This is a genomic window from Flavobacterium sp. N3904 (assembly GCF_025947305.1).
Classification (GTDB): Bacteria; Bacteroidota; Bacteroidia; order Flavobacteriales; family Flavobacteriaceae; genus Flavobacterium.
On the sequence record NZ_CP110009.1, the window covers coordinates 928,419 to 945,632 of the forward strand.

General features: G+C 34.8%; 13 protein-coding genes. 8 read left to right on the forward strand and 5 right to left on the reverse strand.

Annotation, left to right across the window (positions count from 1 at the left end; translation table 11 throughout):
• Positions 1-2: 2 nt before the first annotated feature.
• Together OLM57_RS03725 and OLM57_RS03730 are read right to left on the reverse strand one after the other, a co-directional pair.
• Entirely contained in the window at positions 3-1,646 is a 1,644-nt protein-coding gene (locus OLM57_RS03725; RefSeq protein WP_264565898.1) for a DUF4270 domain-containing protein, read from the reverse strand.
• Positions 1,647-1,667: 21 nt separating this feature from the next.
• Positions 1,668-2,474 (reverse strand): glycogen/starch synthase, encoded by an 807-nt coding sequence (locus OLM57_RS03730; RefSeq protein ID WP_264565899.1) that lies wholly within the window; start codon positions 2,472-2,474, stop codon positions 1,668-1,670.
• Positions 2,475-2,582: 108 nt separating this feature from the next.
• Here OLM57_RS03730 and panC point away from each other — a divergent pair, with 108 nt between their 5' ends.
• The 5 genes from panC to OLM57_RS03755 all read left to right on the forward strand — a co-directional run bounded on the left by panC (position 2,583) and on the right by OLM57_RS03755 (position 8,511).
• Complete coding sequence (gene panC / locus OLM57_RS03735; protein WP_413614338.1) at positions 2,583-3,431, forward strand: pantoate--beta-alanine ligase; 849 nt, start codon at positions 2,583-2,585, stop codon at positions 3,429-3,431.
• Positions 3,432-3,442: 11 nt separating this feature from the next.
• Positions 3,443-3,793: an aspartate 1-decarboxylase gene (gene panD / locus OLM57_RS03740; RefSeq protein ID WP_264565901.1), complete on the forward strand. Its 351-nt coding sequence runs from the start codon at positions 3,443-3,445 to the stop codon at positions 3,791-3,793.
• A 99-nt stretch (positions 3,794-3,892) separates the two neighbouring features.
• Entirely contained in the window at positions 3,893-5,146 is a 1,254-nt protein-coding gene (locus tag OLM57_RS03745) for an alpha/beta hydrolase (protein WP_264565902.1), read from the forward strand.
• 2 nt (positions 5,147-5,148) lie between these two features.
• Entirely contained in the window at positions 5,149-6,513 is a 1,365-nt protein-coding gene (gene radA, locus OLM57_RS03750; protein WP_264565903.1) for a DNA repair protein RadA, read from the forward strand.
• A 36-nt stretch (positions 6,514-6,549) separates the two neighbouring features.
• A complete protein-coding gene (locus OLM57_RS03755) occupies positions 6,550-8,511 on the forward strand; it encodes a transglycosylase domain-containing protein (protein ID WP_264565904.1) in 1,962 nt (653 codons plus the stop codon).
• A gap of 52 nt (positions 8,512-8,563) precedes the next feature.
• Here the strand turns inward: OLM57_RS03755 and OLM57_RS03760 are convergent, their stop codons facing one another.
• On the reverse strand, positions 8,564-9,310 hold the full coding sequence (locus OLM57_RS03760) for a LytR/AlgR family response regulator transcription factor (protein WP_264565905.1): 747 nt from the start codon (positions 9,308-9,310) through the stop codon (positions 8,564-8,566).
• A complete protein-coding gene (locus tag OLM57_RS03765; RefSeq protein ID WP_264565906.1) occupies positions 9,307-11,127 on the reverse strand; it encodes a histidine kinase in 1,821 nt (606 codons plus the stop codon). Before OLM57_RS03765 ends, OLM57_RS03760 begins: the two co-directional genes overlap by 4 nt.
• A gap of 221 nt (positions 11,128-11,348) precedes the next feature.
• Between OLM57_RS03765 and OLM57_RS03770 the strand changes: the two genes are divergently transcribed.
• From OLM57_RS03770 to OLM57_RS03780, 3 genes are all read left to right on the forward strand, one after another.
• Entirely contained in the window at positions 11,349-12,509 is a 1,161-nt protein-coding gene (locus OLM57_RS03770; protein ID WP_264565907.1) for a vWA domain-containing protein, read from the forward strand.
• 121 nt (positions 12,510-12,630) lie between these two features.
• On the forward strand, positions 12,631-14,280 hold the full coding sequence (locus OLM57_RS03775; RefSeq protein WP_264565908.1) for a DUF4139 domain-containing protein: 1,650 nt from the start codon (positions 12,631-12,633) through the stop codon (positions 14,278-14,280).
• 257 nt (positions 14,281-14,537) lie between these two features.
• Positions 14,538-15,905: a PQQ-dependent sugar dehydrogenase gene (locus OLM57_RS03780; RefSeq protein ID WP_264565909.1), complete on the forward strand. Its 1,368-nt coding sequence runs from the start codon at positions 14,538-14,540 to the stop codon at positions 15,903-15,905.
• Positions 15,906-15,983: 78 nt separating this feature from the next.
• Here OLM57_RS03780 and OLM57_RS03785 read toward each other — a convergent pair whose 3' ends face one another.
• Entirely contained in the window at positions 15,984-17,021 is a 1,038-nt protein-coding gene (locus OLM57_RS03785; RefSeq protein WP_264565910.1) for an aldo/keto reductase, read from the reverse strand.
• Between the last annotated feature and the right edge of the window lie 193 nt (positions 17,022-17,214).

A 17,214-nucleotide genomic window follows, 5' to 3' on the forward strand; every position in this document is an offset into this window, starting at 1 on the left:
GTTTAATTAGGTTTTGTATAATAAATTTCAAGTTTCAGTCTTTTATTACTAGGGACATCTTCAGAATCAGTGCCTCCAAATAAAATAGCGCCCAAAGGATTCATTACAGAAGTCATAGGTATGTAAGTCGGATCTGGGTCTGGTCCTTTTAAAGCATACATAGTAGCTTTGTTTATATCTTCAGTCACAACAACGCCAAGTTTGACATTGGTAGAATCAGTGTTTTTTATAAGACTCTTAATATAATTTGTAATTCTAAATTTATAGCAATAATCTCCAGCAGGATTTTTGGTTAAATAACCTCCAAAAATAAATTTTGAGTTTTTGATATTTGACGCAACAGATCTGTCAACAGCATAATCAATAAGTGACTGATTGTTTGTAAAATCATATAAATAAATTCTTTGCGGGAAATAATTTATTTTGCCAGCGTCAGTGGCATTTTTTTCCATTTTAGCCGAATTTAAATAAAAAACTATATTAGCTTCATTAATTAGTAAGCTTTTTGTTCTCATAATATCAAGCGCATCGGGAACTCCATTCTTAGAACCCGTAACGCCATCAGGACCAAAATTATCCACTCCAAATAATTCCAAAATAGACATCGAACCTTGTCCGCCTTTTAGATATAAATTATCATCCCCAGTTGTATGATTTATGTTATTTGGATCAGTAGCATTAGTATACTCAGCATTTGGATTACTTTCATTCAATAAACTCACCGTATTACCAGATAAATTAATTTTCAGCGTTTTATATACCTTTTTTGAGTCGATAGTTTCCTCATAAGCAACCGTGATACTTCCTTTTCTAAAATCAATCATGGCCTGATTAGCTTCACTTCCCAATGATTCAACCTGAAAATACAAACCTCTAAAATAATCTTTAAATAAATCATTATTCTTCAAAACCCCAGCAGGAGCCTCTGTTATCAATTTTTTAGTAAAAAAATCTTTATTTAAATCCAATTGCATTCCTGGAGGCGATTTGGTTTCGGTAGCGACTCCAGTTGTCGCATCCTTTGTAGAAACTGTAAGCTCTGCAGGACTAAAAAAGAATTCGTCATTTTGAGCTTTATTCGCACTGTTATTCAAAGGCATACCAATTTTCAACGCAGCAAACTCAGCGTTCTGATTTGTGTAGTATTTTTGAGGTTTTAAAAATTGGTCAGCTGGATCTAAATCCCTCATATAATAGCCCGATTCATATATACGTAACTTAAATTTTGCTAAATCAGGCCCGTAAATAGAATCTAAAAAATAAGTCTTTGCTCCCGTAGTTGTATTTGTTTCTGTTTTTGTTTTATCATAAAAATAGGGAACAGTAAGGATCACACTTGTTATTACAGCACTGTCATCAAAAGTAGGATCTACTACTGCCAAAGCCACTTGCGTATTAAAATTAGCTGTAGTTGTTCCGAATGAAGGATTATCATATATTCCTAATGCATTAATTTCCAAATTATTAGACTGTACCGGGCCAATTTTTTGATTGTATGCAACTATATCATATACTGTGTCTTTGAGGGTAAAATTATTATCCCCTATTAAATCTTCACCAACAACATTATATTCTTTATCACATGAATTTAAAAGAACGACAAATAAAATAAAAGCAATGGTTTTAAAAAAAGAATTTTTAAGCATATTTATTCGTAAAAGATTGATTTATAACAACATATTTTTATAGAATTCGGTATAAGCCACACCAAATCCATCTCTGGGCACCAAAGGTAAAAAAGGTTTACCTGAAGATTCTATAAATTTTGTTAAACTTGGAGATAGTCCATCAGACGCAATAATAACAGCATCGGAATTTAAAATTGTTGTTTTTAATATGTTTTCATAATCTGGAGATTCAAGATCTGCAATAGCTTCTGCTGGAATCCCGTCAAATTTCACTTTATTGATCATTTCAATATCCAAAGTTCCATCGAAAGATTGGCTGTAAACAGAGGTGACAATTTTAGTGTCTGAAAATAAAGCCTCGTTTTTATAAAAATGTTTCATATAAACCGGTAACATTGCAGCCATCCATCCATGAACATGTATAATATCTGGAACCCAATTCAATTTTTTCACTGTTTCTACAACACCTTTAGCAAAGAAAATAGCTCTCTCGTCATTATCTGGATACATTACCCCCTCTTCATCAGCAAAAGTTGCTTTTCTCTTGAAATATTCATCATTATCAATAAAATATACTTGTATTCTTTCTTTGGGAATAGAAGCGACTTTTATAATTAACGGCATATCCAAATCGTTTACAACCAAATTCATTCCTGAAAGTCGAATTACTTCGTGCAATTGGTGTCTTCTCTCGTTAATATTTCCGTATCTTGGCATAAAAATACGAATTTGTCCACCTTGATCATTAATCATTTTTGGTACGTCATAAGACATTAATGAAACCTCATTTTCAGCTAGATAAGGCACAACTTCAGATGATACGTATAATATCCTCTTATCTTTCATAGTATAAATTGATTAATTAATTGGCAATAAAAACCACGCAAAATTACAAAATTTTATGCAGTTATGGACTAAAATATTATGTTTGCACCTAATTTAAACAAAAACACCATGCATCTATTCCATGGAAAAGTAGCTTTGATGGACTATTTATCATCAATTAAGACTACAAATTCTACTATAGGATTTGTCCCAACCATGGGTGCGTTGCACAAAGGACATCAGTCGCTAATGCAACAATCTATTAAAGAAAATGACATTACAGTTGTCAGCATCTTTGTAAATCCTACCCAATTTAACAATCCTGAAGACTTAGCAAAATACCCGAGAACCTTAGACGAAGACTTGAAAAAAATAGACACTATAAATTCGGGAATTATCGTTTACGCCCCAACAGTTGATGACATATATGAAGGAAAAACCTTGTCTCAGTCTTTTGATTTCGATGGATTGGAAAATAAAATGGAAGGCAAGTTCAGACCAGGCCATTTTGATGGGGTTGGAACAATAGTAAAACGTCTTTTTGAAATTGTAAATCCGACTAATGCTTACTTTGGTGAAAAAGATTTTCAGCAATTGCAGATTATTAAAAAAATGGTCGAAAAATGCAAAATGAAAGTAAACATAATTGGCTGCCCAATTTTTAGAGAATCCAACCATCTCGCGATGAGTTCTCGAAATGAACGCTTAACTTTGCAGGAAAGAAAAGATGCCGCTGTTATTTATAATGTTCTCGAAGGAGCCAAATCTAAATTTAAAACCAGTAGCGCCAAAAAAATAAATCAATGGGTAAAAGAAGAATTTGAAAAAAACAAACCTTTTACATTAGAATATTTTGAAATTGCAGATGAGGAAACTCTTTCAACTTGCATCAGAAAAAATAAAAACAAAAAATACCGCGCTTTTATTGCCGTACATATCAATACTATTCGGTTAATAGACACAATTTCATTAAATTAAAATAAAACAAAATGCACATTCAAGTAGTTAAATCAAAGATACATAGGGTAAAGGTTACTGGAGCCGATTTAAATTACATAGGCAGTATTACAATTGACGAAGCCTTATTGGAAGCCTCAAATATTATAGAAGGAGAAAAAGTATCGATAGTCAACATCAACAATGGAGAACGTTTTGATACTTATGCCATTGTTGGAGAAAAGAATTCCGGCATCATTACTTTAAACGGCCCTGCCGCGCGAAAGGTCCAAAAAGACGATATCATTATTATAATTTCATACGCAACACTAGAATTCGAGGAGGCCAAAAAATTCAAACCTTGGATTATTTTTCCAAATGAGAATGACAATTCACTCTCCTAAACTTATAAAATAAAAACTGAATCGCCTCTGCTACTCAAAGCATTAAATTATTCATTATATTGCTTCTTTATTCTATTTTAATTAAATCAACCCCAAATTATGAAACAATTATTAATAGTAGTGTTAGGTTTGTTTTCAATATCATCCTTTTCTCAAATTAAAATTTTAAATTTTAATTCAGATAAGCTTCAAGAAAAAAGAGAAATTGTCATTTCGTTGCCGGCTTCTTATGAAAAAAATCCAACAAAGCGTTATCCTTTAATGATTTTATTGGATGGTGATTATCTATTAAATCCCTTTTTAGGAACTGTAACATACGGAGCCTATTGGGATGATTTACCAGAAGTAATTATAGTTGCCATAAGTCAAAATAAACAAAACGAAAGAGCAACAGATTGTGGTTTAGATGAAGTAACGGGCATGCCTGATGGCAAAAGTGTAGATTTTTTTGACTTCATAGGCTTAGAACTTGTTCCTTTTATACAACATGACTATAGAACTACCAATTTCAAAATAATAGCAGGTCATGATACAACTGCTGCATTTTTAAATTTTTACTTGTATAAAGGCGACCCGTTGTTTAATGCTTATATCTCAATGAGTCCCGAATTGCCGGTAAACATGGAAAACGAATTGCCAAACATTTTATCGTCAATAAAGCAACCGATTTATTATTATCTATCAACTGCTGACGGTGATGTTAAAAACATGCAAGAAAGGATCAAAAAACTAGACAATAGCATCAGAGAGATTAAAAACCCTGATTTGAATTATAAATTTGAATATTTTAAAGAAACTTCACATTTCTCATTGGTATTGCATTCAATTCCTAGTGCTTTATATCAAATTTTTGGTGTTGCCCAACCCATTTCTACTTTAGAATATGATGAAAAAATCGTGACACTAAAAGAAGGATATGTAGATTACCTAACCAAAAAATACGATGTTATCGAAAATTCATTTGGGGTAAAAACACCAATCCGAATCAATGATTTCAAAGCAATTGAAGCAGCAATACTTTACAATAAAGATTACAATGACCTAGATGCTTTAGCGATTCTTGCCGATAAAAATTACCCGAAAAGCATGCTTGGTGATTATGAATTGGCAACCATGTTTGAATATAAAGGTGACAATCCTAGAGCCGTACGCTATTATATGTCTGGATTTAATAAAGAAGAGATAGCCGATCTTACCAAAGACATGATGTTTGCCAAAGCAGAAGAATTGAAAAAAACCTATGCTAAAAAACCAAAAATAAAAGGTAAAGTTGGTCAAGTTGAAACAAAAGAAGAAGTTATTGAAGAAACTCCCGCAACTGATACTCCTGTTACCGAAGAAAAAAAGCAATAATAATGACCGCCAAAGTAAAAACAACTTTTTTTTGCCAGAATTGTGGCGCACAATATGCCAAATGGCAAGGACAGTGCAATTCCTGCAAAGAATGGAATACTATTGCTGAGGAAATTATACAAAAACAAGAAAAAGTAGCTTGGAAAAGCGAATCTTCAACCAACAGTAAAGCACCAAAACCTTTACGAATTAACGAGATTGACAGTGCCGAAGAAATCAGACTCGACACAACTGATAACGAGTTGAACAGAGTTCTGGGTGGCGGGATTGTTCCTGGATCTTTGATTCTATTGGGCGGAGAACCAGGTATTGGAAAAAGCACACTTTTACTGCAAATTTCTTTAAAATTACCCTATAAAACTTTATATGTTTCTGGAGAAGAAAGCCAGAAGCAAATCAAAATGCGTGCAGAACGCATTACTCCCAACGGAGATAATTGCTACATTCTTACCGAAACCAAAACACAGAATATCTTCAAACAGATTGAAGCCATTCAGCCCGAAATTGTTATAATCGATTCGATTCAAACGCTACATACCGATTACATTGAATCAACGGCCGGAAGTATTTCTCAAATTCGGGAAACCACTGCTGAACTAATAAAATTTGCTAAAGAAACCAATATTCCAGTTATTTTAATTGGTCATATTACCAAAGATGGAACTATTGCCGGGCCAAAAATATTGGAACATATGGTCGATACCGTTTTGCAATTTGAAGGTGACCGAAATCATGTCTATCGTATTTTGCGTTCCTTGAAAAACCGTTTTGGATCAACTGCCGAAATTGGCATCTACGAAATGTTGGGTAGTGGCCTATGCGAAGTTTCCAATCCATCAGAGATATTGATTTCGCACAAGGATGAAGAATTATCGGGTACGGCAATTGCCACAACCCTCGAAGGCATGCGCCCTTTGATGATTGAAATTCAATCGTTAGTAAGCACCGCAGTTTATGGAACTCCGCAACGAAGCACCACAGGCTACAACGCCAAGAGACTGAATATGATTTTGGCTGTATTAGAAAAAAGAGCAGGTTTCCGATTGGGAGCCAAAGACGTTTTCCTGAATGTAACGGGTGGAATTTCGGTGGACGATCCAGCTATAGATTTAGCCGTTGTGGCCGCCATTTTATCATCAAATGAAGACATTCCAGTAAATAAGGATTTTTGTTTTGCTGGCGAAGTTGGTCTTTCAGGTGAAATTCGTCCTGTGAACCGTGTGGATCAACGCATTCAGGAAGCCGAAAAATTAGGATTTTCGACTATTTTTGTATCCAAATACAATAAAATTGCCCTAAAAAATACAGGTATAAAAATCCAATTGGTCGCCAAAATTGAAGATGTTGCCAGCCAATTATTCGGCTAAAACAGTATAAAAAAGAATTCCTTTTCCATTTCAAATATGAGAACACACAAACAAAAGTTACTATTGGCATCCAAAATACTTGGAATCGTTATTGCTCTGCTCATAATTGGTTTTCTGGTATTTCGAGATGAACTTTTGGATCAAGCCATTGCTAAAGTTTCAACCACTATGAAACTGGAATACAATAGTGACTTTGCCATAAAAAACGCTTCTTTTGATGGTGTTTCCGGAATAGAATTGGACGAAATTACTTTGGCACCAAAAAATCTGGACACTATTTTTAAAATTCAAAAAATAAAAACCAGCGTCAATTTATGGCGATTGTTAATTGGCGATGTGCAACTCGGCACCTTAGAAATAAAAAATGGTTATGTACAATTGACCAAAAAAGGGAAAATCAAAAACTTTGGTGCTTTCCTAAAAAAAGACAAAAACGAACCAAAAACAAACAATAAAAGGGATTACGCCGAATTTGCTTATCGCATTATCTCCAAAGTCCTCAATCTGGTCCCAACGGACATGAATCTTGAAAATTTGGTTTTTAAACTAGATGATAATGGCAAAAAAGCAACGGTAAATATCAAAAAACTTTCTTTATTTGAAACCAAATTGGAATCGGCAATAGAAGTTCAAACCAATACTTTTGCCCAAAGATGGAGAATCAACGGAATGGCAGATCCCAGAAACAAAAAGGGAGATTTACGTTTTTTTAATATTGACACAGGCGCTATAAAAGTGCCTTATTTTGATGAACGTTATAATCTAAAAGCCAGTTTTGACTCTATTCGATTTAATATTCAAAACATTGATATGAACGGTGGTGAATTGCACTTGGACGGTTACACTTCGATTACAAATCTAAAAATGAACCACAAAAGAATTGCCAATAAAGACGTCATCATCAAAAATGCACGATTTGATTATCGTTTCTTATTGGGTTCCGATTTTATTTCTATCGACAGTAGTTCGACAGTTCAATTCAACAAAATCAAACTACATCCTTACCTTTCCTATAACACCGAAGAAGATACTGTTTATAAACTAAAGGTTGCTATTCCAAAAATGAAAGCGCAAGATTTTATAACCTCGCTTCCCGATGGATTGTTCACCCATTTTCAAGGTATGGAAGCCACCGGAGATTTTGATTATAAATTGGATTTTATGTTCAACAAAAATAGACCAAATACCATTGTTTTCAAAAGCAACATAACCAAACAAAATTTAAAAATAACCAAATACGGGAATATAGATTTAGCCAAATTAAATGGTGAGTTTACCTATCGAGCCATTGACAAAGGCGTACTTCAACGACCAGTTTTTGTGGGTGCCAGTAATCCGTATTATACACCTTTGGACCAAATATCACCTTACTTGCAAAAATGTGTTTTAACTTCTGAAGACCCTTCTTTTATGTCACACCACGGCTTTATAAACGAAGCCTTCAAACAGTCGATTCTAAAAAATATTCGCACTAAAAAGTTCTCCCGTGGGGCGAGTACTATAAGCATGCAATTGGTGAAGAACGTATTTCTTACCCGAGAAAAAACGCTGTCGAGAAAACTAGAGGAAATACTATTGGTATACATCATCGAAAACAATCACATCACGAGCAAGCAACGTATGCTCGAGGTGTATTTTAATATTATCGAATGGGGTCCAAACGTATATGGAATAGGTGAAGCTGCCGAATTCTACTTCCAGAAAAAACCAGCCGATTTGAACGTAAACGAATGTTTGTACTTGGCTACGATAATTCCAAAACCAAAGAAATTCATGTGGCAATTTGATCAGGAAGGTTTACAAAAAGCCTATGCGACCAAACAGCAGACTTTCTTGAGAAATTTAATGTTTCGTCGTGGTTTGTTAGTCCCGGAAGACACTATTGGTTTGTCTAAATCTATCCTATTGACTGGCCGAGCTCATTCGTTATTGAACATCAAGGTTCAAGATACAACGGTAATTGATTCGATGGCGGTGAAGGAAGAGTTTGATTTCTAACTATTTATTTAACCGCAAAGAACGCAAAGCTTAGCGCTCTTTGCGGTTAAGTTTATTTAAAATTCCTCAAAAAATCCTCTTTGTAAGTCGGGGAAACTTCAATTTCAGTGGCATCGTTTAGGGTAATAATTCCACCCTTATTATACGATTTCACGCAATTCAAATTGATGATATGTGATTTGTGAACGCGGATAAATGGCAAAGGCAAGATTTCTGAGAAATGTTTCAAAAAACGACAGACCATTTTCTTGCTTCCGTTATGGAGATACAAATCGGTGAAATTACCGTTACCGCGAAGACGAACAATTTCTTCCATTTTAACAACTTCAAAACCTTCCAATGTTGGTAAAATTACCTGTTGTTTCTCGGGCTTTGTTTCCTTAAAATTTTCAACGATTATCTTGTTTCTGTTAAAGATTTCGTGATTCAGAATTTGATGATGCACTTTGTTTACTGCAACGATTAATTCTTCAATGCTAATGGGTTTCAACAAATAATAGGCCGCACTTTGATTTAACGCTTTCAAAGAATATTCCGAGAAAGCCGTTACAAAAATAGTCTCAAAATGCAAATCTTTGCAGGCTTCCAGCACATCAAAAGCATTTCCAAAAGGCATTTCGACATCTAGAAAAACTAGTTGTGGCTGTAATTCATGCAACAGCGGAACGGCTTCTTTTATATTTTGGGCTTCGCCAATAACCTCAACTTGCGGGCAATATTTACTCAAATAATTTTTGAGCACTTCTCGTGCCGCCAATTCGTCTTCGACAATGACGCTTTTTATCTTTTGAAAATTCATCCTATTTTATCAATTAATGGAAAAACAATTTCAACTATGGTTCCTGTTTCTGGCAAGGCTTTCTCAGCAATTTGGAATGTAATATTCCTTTTGTACAATTCATTGAGTAAACCAATACGCTCTTTCGTATTGCTCATTCCCCGTGATTCATGCGCTTTTTGATTGCTCGTTTTAAGCTCCTGACTTTTGGTCAAGCCAATACCATTATCTTCGATACGAATTGCCACTTTCCCATTCACTAACTGAACTTGAAACTGCAATAAGCCTTTGAAATCCAAATAACGTAATCCGTGCCAAATGGCATTCTCCAAATGAGGCTGAATAATCATATTGGGAACCATCGTTCTTTCCGCATCCAACTCTGGGTCAACACTTATCTTGAAATCAAATTTATCCTGAAAACGCAAATGTTCCAACTCCAAATACTTTTTTAATTGCTCCAATTCATTATCCAAGGTAATGAAATCCTTATTGGAATTCTCCATCGTATTTCGCATCAAATTCGAATACGAAGTCAGGTATTTATTGGCTTCCAATTCTTTGTTCTCGGATATAAATTGGTTCACACTATTGAGACTGTTGAAAATAAAATGCGGATTCATTTCACGACGCAACGACTGCAAGGCGATTTCTTTATTCTTTGTTTTAATCGAAAAAAGCGTTTTTACTATCCATATAAACAATAGTAAAAGCAATCCAATCGAGCCCAAAAGAAAATAATTAAAAGTGTTTTTCTTTGTGATTAGCTCATCTTTCAGTGATTTTTCTTTTTCCAATTGACGAATTTTATCTTCGCTAACCTGAAATGCTTTGGTATCCATCAAAGTCGTGTCTGATTGCACTAATTGATCAAAATTTTGTATAAATTGATCGTACAAAGCCAAACTTTCCTTGTTCTTTCCTTGTTTATTGTAATACTGAGTTAACGAAATCAAACTCTTTTTGGCTTCGGCAGAATTTCCTTTTTGCAATGCCAAAACAAAGGCTTCCTCCAATGCGGTAATGGCTTTATTAGGCTCTTCTTTTTTAAAGTAAAGAGTTGCCAAAGATTGTAATTGTTTAATTTGAGTATTGAAATCTTCTTTGGTTTTGGCTTCCTTCAAAAGTTTTTCGTTGATGTCTATCGCTTTATCAAATTGATTGTCTGAAGCGTAAACCTTGGCAATTTCATTATTGATTTTGATGATCGCTGCCGGTTTTCCTTTTGCGTAAGTGAGCGCCTGATTGTAACTTTCTATCGCGACTTCCTTGTTTTTTTGTTTCAAAGAATTCTCGGCTTTTTGAACATAAGCCGCCGAAACTTCTTCTTCTTTATTTTCTTTTTTGAGCAACTCTATATTCGAATTTACATAACTTTCCTGAGCCACTGGACTTGCCACTGACCTCAAACGATTGGCATCATTTTCGTTTATTTTTTCGATGCTTTTATCTGCGGATATTGAACTCGCCTTGTCGTAATTTTCAATAGCCGAATTATATTTTTTCTGGGATTCCTGAACTTTGGCAAGACTCCTAGTTACACGGGTTTTATCATCAACCAACTTTAATTTGGTGTAACTGGTGATGGCTTTTTTAAAATATTCTTCGGCTTTGGCATTGTCACTTTTATTTAGAAATTCATTTGCCAATCGTTCATAATTCTGGGCAATTTGAGCTTCGTCATTTACCTCCAAAGATTTTTTTAAATCATTACTCACTTTACTCATCTTAGAAGCCGGCATCGATTTCTTTTTTGATATAGAATCCTGAGCCATAACAGCAAATGGCATTACCAGAACTAATATTAAAAAAGTAAAACATTTACCTTTTGAACGCATTTTTTATTTTTTTAAATTTAGATACTCGGAATTTATATCACTAAGCAATCAGAAAATCAACCTCTTAGCAACTTTCAGATTAATTATGTAAAGTAAAGTATTTTAAATTCCTTTTACAACTCGTTTCACCAAGTCAAAAGGCCGTTTCACCATTTGTTCAAAAAACGAGTGTTTTTAGTTTTTAAGTTTGGTCTGTAATCAACCTTTAAAAACTAGAAATCATGAAATCGACGCTATTTATCTCCGCACTATTGGCAACCACACTTTCTTTTGCAAGTTGCAATTCTTCCAATGCAAAACCGATAAAAAACAATGGAACAGAAAAACCAAAAACTTCAGAAAATACCAAAATTCAAGTGGCTCTTTTACTAGACACTTCCAACAGCATGGACGGATTAATCGATCAAGCCAAATCGAGACTTTGGAATATTGTCAACACCTTGACTACTCTAAAATATTCAGGCAAAACTCCGGATATCGAAATTGCGTTGTATGAATATGGCAACGACGGTTTGGCACAACAATCCAATTACATTCGACAAGTTACGCCACTCACCACCGACTTGGACTTGATTTCTGAAAAATTATTTGCTCTAAAAACCAATGGGGGCAACGAATATTGCGGAGCCGTAATTCAAGATGCCACTCAAAAATTACAATGGGGCAAAGCAAACAGTAATATGAAACTCATCTACATTGCTGGAAACGAAGCTTTCAACCAAGGCGGAATAAACTACAAAGAAGCCATAAGCGACGCTATGAAAAACGATATTTATGTGAACACTATTTTCTGCGGAAGCAGTACGGAAGGTATTAACACCTTTTGGAAAGACGGAGCCGATTATGGAAAAGGAAAATACTTCAACATTGATTCCAACTTATCAGTTCAATCCGTATCAACGCCTTATGACGATCAAATATCCAAATGCAACGTAAAAATTAATAACACCTACATTGGTTATGGAGCAAAAGGTTCTTCCAAAAAAATGAATCAGGAAGCACAAGACAAAAATGCACAAGGAGTTTCCTCTGCAAATTATGCCGAGCGTGCCGTAAGCAAATCCAAAGCAGTATACAAAAATGAAAGCTGGGACTTAGTTGACAAGGTAAAAGAAGACCCAAAAGCCATTGCAAAAATTAAAAAAACAGAATTACCAGTTGAACTTCAAAACAAATCGGAAGCCGAAGTGGAAGTGATTGTTACCCAAAAAGCTAAAGAAAGAGAGATAATCCAAAAAGAAATTGGGGAATTGGCCAAAAAACGCCAACAATATATTGATACCGAAGCCAAAAAAACAAAATCACAAGACGATTTGGGAAATGCAATCAATACTTCAATTGTAGCTTTAGCGAAAGCAAAAGGCTATACGGTGGAGCAATAAAAAAATTTCAACATATAAGTCATATAAAAGCAGTAAAGTCTTTAACTTATTTATATGACTTATATATTTAAAAAACACGTTATTTGTAATAGATATCTTCTAAAAATTAAAACACCTACTTATGCTTAAAAAAACAGTATTATCTGCCTTTTTATTGGTTACCGCTATTGCTTTGGCACAAAAACCAATTTTCACCACCGCCAAAGTAAAAGCAGCAACAGTGTATTTTAATGCTGCCGAAATTTCGCAAACCACCAACGTAAATCTACCGCTGGGAACGAGTGAAATTGTTATCAAAAACGTAGCTGTTGACTTAAATGAAAATTCGGTTCAAATAGGTGCACCAGCATCTGTAACAGTACTTTCTGTTCAATTCACCAATGATTATGTTTCGGAATATGAAATAGATTTAAAATCGCCCGCCTTAAAAAAAGTAAAAGACAGTATTATTTTGGTACAAAAAGAGATTTTAAAAATAGGTAATACCAAAAATGCGGAAACCAAAACACTGGCTCTTTTAGACAAAAACCAACAAGTTTCAGGAGTAAATTCGGGTTTGAATGTGATGGAATTAATGAAAATGGTCGAGTATTACAAAGCCAAACAGACCGAAATCGCCAATACCATAAATGCGTTAACCGAAAAAGAACAAAAACTGAATGAGATCCTTCAAAAACTGAACAACAAACTCGAAGTAGATACGAGCAAAGAAGAGAAAACCTCATCTGGAAAATTGATTGTTCAAGTGATGAATAATTTGGCTGGAGCCGTTCCGCTAGATATTACTTATTTGTCGAATAATGCTTCTTGGACTCCTTTTTATGATTTACGTACCGAAAGTGTAACAGCTCCAATCAATATGATGTACAAAGCACAGGTTATTCAAAACACAGGAATCGATTGGAAAAAAGTAAAACTAACTTTGTCCAGCGGAGTTCCCAATCAAAACAATCAAGCGCCTTTGTTGAATTCTTGGTTCTTGAATTACAGGCCGAATCTGAGTGAAGTTGTTGTTACTGGGTATGGCATAAAGCGTGACAAAAAATCATTGGGTTATGCATCAAATGTTCAAAATGATATGGACGCCAAAGGTCAAATGGAGGCACAACCGATTATGCAATCAGAATCAACAATTTCAAACTACACCACAGTATCTGAAAACCAACTGAACGTCTCTTTTGACATCGATATCCCTTACGATATTTTGTCTAATGGAAAAGTGCACAGCGTTTCGCTAAAAGAAATCAAGCTTCCCGCATCGTATAAATTTTATGCCGTGCCAAAAGCAGAAAAAGATGCGTTTTTACTGGCTGAAATTATAGATTACAGCAAATACAACCTACTAAGAGGTGAAGCCAATATCATTTTTGAAGGCATGTATGTGGGGAAAACTTTTATAGAGCCGAGCCAAACAAGTGACACTTTGAGTTTGAGTATGGGTCGTGATAAAAAAGTGACCATCAAACGAGAGAAAGTTGTGGATCAATCGGGAACCAAGTTTTTATCTTCCAAGAAAGAGCAAACTTTCACCTTTGATATCACTATTAGAAACAACAAGAAAGAAGCGATTGAAATGTTATTGAAAGACCAATATCCGCTGAGTTCTAATAAAGATATTGAAGTTGAATTACTGCAAAGTGATAATGCCAAAGTAAATCTGGAAACTGGAATTCTCTCTTGGCAATTGCAAATGAAACCGAATGAAACTAAGAAAATTAGGATTAGTTACAAAGTTCGCTATCCTAAAGATCAGGTTATAGAAAATTTGTAAACGAAGGGGTATTTGTTTTAAAGAATCCCCGCAAATCACAAAGTTTGCTGGCATTTATTAATTTTGAAAGCTCTGCTTTATGGTTTAAACCGCGCTACTTGCTTCATGATGCTTTTATTTCTGGCTCAGTGTTTTTAGAATAAAAAACAATCTAACTCCTATCAACATCACGTAACTATATAAAAATCAGTTTTTTAAATGTAATTTAAATTGTTTTTATTTTATAAATTTGACTATAACTTTAAAAACAATTGATTATGAAAATAGCTTTATTATTTCTCACATTGTTTTGTTTAAATTTTTCTTACTCACAAACGATCGGACTTCAAACTTTTGCGACAGGTTTTACAAGACCACTGGAAATCACAAATGCGGGTGACAGTAGGTTATTCGTCGTAGAGCAAGGGGGTATTATAAAAATCCTAAATTCCGACGGAACGACCAATCCAAATCCTTTCCTCAACATTTCAAGTTTAATAACTAACAGTGGTGAGAGAGGTTTACTTGGATTGGCTTTTCATCCCAATTATGCTACGAATGGTTTTTTCTTTATTAACTACATCAACTTGGCGGGAAATACTGTGATTGCCAAATACTCTGTTAGCTCGGGAAATCCAAACATTGCAAATGCAGCAAGTGGAATTATTCTTTTAACCATTGCACAACCTTATACAAATCATAATGGAGGAACTCTAAAGTTTGGACCAGATGGTTATTTGTATATTGGCATGGGAGACGGTGGAGACGGTGGAGACCCTGGAAACCGAGCTCAAAATATAAATGAGTTGCTAGGAAAAATGCTTCGCATTGATGTAAATTCAGGGAATCCATACTCTATTCCTTCTGGAAATCCATACGTAGGAATTACCGGTGCCGATGAAATTTGGGCGATTGGACTTCGAAATCCATGGAAATTTTCCTTTGACAAAACCCTTGGAAATTTATGGATTGCAGATGTCGGTCAAGGTCAAATAGAAGAAATTAATAGTGCCCCTTCATCACAATCTGGATTGAACTATGGCTGGCGTTGTTATGAAGGAGATAACGACTACAATACTGCAAGTTGTGCTCCAAAATCAACTATGAAATTTCCACTAAAGACCATAAATCACAATACTGGAGCATGTTCAATAACCGGAGGCTATGTGTATAATGGAACTACATATCCTAAATTTAAAGGGCTGTATTTCTTTACCGATTATTGTGATCCAAAGATAGGCATGCTTACAGATAATGGAACTCTTACTTATTCTAGTATGTACGGGGGAAATAATTTTTCGACTTTTGGGGAAGATAATGCTGGGGAATTATACGTCGCAGCTATAAATAATGGTGCTATTTATAAAATTACCGACACTTCTTTGGGACTAAACTCAAATGAGAAGATTGCTTTTTCAGTTTATCCGAATCCAGCAAAATCCGAAATCATTATTCAAAACTCCAATGAAAATTATCCCGCAGAAGTTATGATTTATGATTTGGACGGCAAATTATTACTGAAACAAAAGGCTGAAGATAAAAATTTAAACACTGTCAAAATGGATAATTTGTCTCAAGGTCTTTATATTGTAAGCATCAAAAACAAAGAAGGCAATGTTTCAAACTACAAATTAGTTGTGAAATAATAAATCCAAAAATTTGTCATAAAAAAACCTGCCAACGTTTGAAGACTGGCAGGTTTTTCTATTTTGTTTATTTCGATATTATGGTGCTGGATCGGGAATAACAGCCTGCACAGCATCTATTTCTTTTAGGATATCGTTCGATAATACAACATCAATTGTGGCAATATTTTCTTTAAGTTGTTCCATTGTTGTTGCACCAATAATTGTACTGGTCAAAAAGGGTTGCTGTTCTACAAATGCCAAAGCAAGTTGCGTCAAAGTCAATCCGTTTTTATGTGCTAATTCTTGATATAATTGAGTAGCCTCGGTGCATTTGGCACTACTGTATCTTGAATATTGAGGAAACAAACTCAATCGTGCGTTGGGATGACTTTCGCCTGTCAAAAACTTACCTGACAGAACACCAAAAGCCAAAGGTGAGTACGCCAATAATCCCACATTTTCGCGAAGACAAACTTCGGCTGACGCATTTTCGAAAAGGCGATTCAGTAACGAATACGGATTTTGAATGGTTTTAATTCTTGGCAAATTATGGTATTTACTTTCTTCGAGAAAACGCATCATTCCCCAAGGATTTTCATTGGAAACTCCAATGTGCTTGATTTTACCCGCTTTGACAAAACCATCCAAGGCTTCCAAAACAGCATGGATATTGTCTTCCCAAGCATCGTCTTGAACTTTGAAACCTCTTTGTCCAAAAAAATTGGTTTTTCGTTCTGGCCAATGCAATTGATAAAGGTCCAAATAATCGGTTTGAAGGCGTTGCAAACTATTGTCCAAAGCATACTGAATACTAGCTGGTGAAAAATCTAATTTTTCGCGCATATAACCGAAAATAGGACTTGGACCAGCAATTTTGGAAGCCAAAACCACTTCGTCTCTTTTCCCAGTTTTCTTGAACCATGAGCCAATAATTTTTTCGGTGCTTCCGTAGGTTTCTTTTTTTCCTGGAATAGAATACATCTCGGCAGTGTCAAAAAAGTTAACGCCTTTTTCCAGTGCATAATCCATCTGGGCGTGTCCTTCAGATTCTGAGTTTTGTTGACCAAAAGTCATGGTGCCAAGACATATTTTGCTGACTTTTATATCGGTATTGGGTAATGTAGTGTATTTCATTTTTTTAAGTGGCTAAGTGGCTAAGAAACTATCCCGATAGCTATCGGGACTAAGTTTTTTTGAAAGCAAAGATAAAAATTAGTTCTTCTTTTTTGGTTTGACATTTCCTAATATTAACATAAAAGGTTCGACGTTTTCACGCGAACCTTTTCTAAACCTATAGTCTTAGTATCTCAGCAACTTAAATTCATTT